The sequence below is a fragment of the Streptomyces sp. NPDC101225 genome (assembly GCF_044767585.1).
In the GTDB taxonomy this organism is placed as follows: domain Bacteria; phylum Actinomycetota; class Actinomycetes; order Streptomycetales; family Streptomycetaceae; genus Streptomyces.
Map to the genome: position 1 here is coordinate 1 of NZ_JBIWOE010000099.1, position 1737 is coordinate 1737.

Sequence of the window (1737 nt, forward strand, 5' to 3'; positions counted from 1 at the left end):
GCGCCGGGGGGCGGGGTCGACGCCGAGGATGGGCCAGAAGAACAGCAGCCCGGTCGCCAGGAAGTGGGCGAGCATCCACTCGTGGCCGAGCCAGCCGCCCATCAGGAGGTCGAACAAGGGGGTGAAGTACAGCCCGTAGAGGCTGGCGATGAACAGCGGCAGGGTGAACAGCGGGGACGAGACCACCCGCGCCGCCCGGCTGTGCAGAAGCCGGGTGAGCACCTCTCGGGGGCCCAGGCGGCCGCGCGCGGCGGTGGGCAGGGCCCGCAGGGCGAGGGTGACGGGGGCGCCCAGCAGGAGCAGGATGGGCGAGAGCATGGAGAGCACCATGTGCTGCACCATGTGGACGCTGAACATCTCCATGCCGTAGCCGCCCACGCCGGTGCAGGTGACCTCCGCGACGGTGAGCACTCCGGCGGTCCACAGCAGGGTGCGGGCGAGGGGCCAGCGGTCGCCGCGCCGCCGCAGCCGCCACACGCCCAGACCGTAGGCGGCCAGGGCCAGCGCGCAGGCGAGCGGTTCCACCGGCAGTGGCTGCGGATGCCAGGCAAGCAGTCGTGAGAGCGTCGGTGGTGCGGCGGGCATCCACATCGGACCGGTCATGTGCATGTGCTGCATGCCGTCCACGTCAGTCCTCCAGCAGGCTCTGGCCGATGTACTCGCCCGGTGCCGCGCCGCCCGGGACGGCGAACAGGGCGCTGGACTCGTGGCGGATGAAGCGGGTGAGGTGGTCGGCGCCGTCGAGTTTCGTCTGCACCTCGACGAAGGCGGCGGGGTCGGCCTGCCAGGCGATGAACAGCAGTCCCGCGTCCGGCCGGCCGTCGGCGGTGTATCCGTCGTGGTAGGAGAAGCCGCGGCGCAGCATCGTCGCGCCGTCGTTGGACTCGGGTGCGGCGACGCGGATGTGGGCGTCGGCGGCAATGGCGAGGGAGCCGCGGGAGGTGAACCTGTTCAGGTCCATGGGGGTGGTCTCAGGTGCGCCGGCCGGGGCCGACAGGGGCGCGCCGGTGTCCTTGCGACGGCCGACGACCTCTTCCTGTTCGGTCCGGGTGAGGTCGGCCCAGTGGCCCAGGCGCATGCGGATGCGGCGTACGACGGCGTAGGAGCCGCCGGTCATCCACGCCTCGCCGCCGGGGCCGTGGCCGTCGGGGACGAAGATCTTCGCGGCGAAGTCCTTGTCGGTGGGCCTGGGGTTGCCGGTGCCGTCGAGCTGGCCCATCAGGTTGCGGACGGTCCTCGGGCGGGTGGTGGCGCCGGGGGTGCGGTTGAAGCCGCTCATCTGCCAGCGGACCCCGGCCGCCCCGGCCGCCTCCCGCTGCAGGATGTGCAGGGCGTGCCAGGCGACGAGCGGGTCGTCGGCGCCGATCTGGATCCACAGGTCGCCGTCGCTGCGCCCGGGGTCGATCGCGTCGGACGGGAAGCGCGGGACGGGCACGAGCGCGGCCGGGGCGCGGTGGGCCAGGCCGGTCCGGCCGAAGAAGGTGCGGCCGAGGCCGAAGGTCACGGTCAGTCTGCCGGGTCCGGCGTCCAGGGCGACCTGGTCGTCGTGGGCGGGGGGTGGGTGGCCCTGGGTCATCGCCGCGGCCGCCGTGGACCAGCGGCGCAGCAGCGCAGCGGCGTCCTTGCGGCCGGTGCCGTCGGCCAGGTCGAAGGCGATGAGGTGGCCGACGGCCTGTGCGGGCGTGGTGATGCCCGCCTGGTGGGTGCCGTAAAAGGGGACGGCGGTGCTGCCGACCG

The 1737-nt window shown here is 73.6% G+C and carries 2 protein-coding genes; both read right to left on the reverse strand.

The annotated features are described in order from the left end of the window. Positions 1 to 618 (reverse strand): cytochrome c oxidase assembly protein (locus tag ACIRPX_RS45890; protein WP_404206132.1); only part of this gene is annotated, 618 nt, incomplete at its 3' end. 10 nt (positions 619 to 628) lie between these two features. Beyond that, on the reverse strand, positions 629 to 1737 hold a 1109-nt coding region (locus ACIRPX_RS45895; protein ID WP_404206131.1), incomplete at its 5' end, for a Dyp-type peroxidase.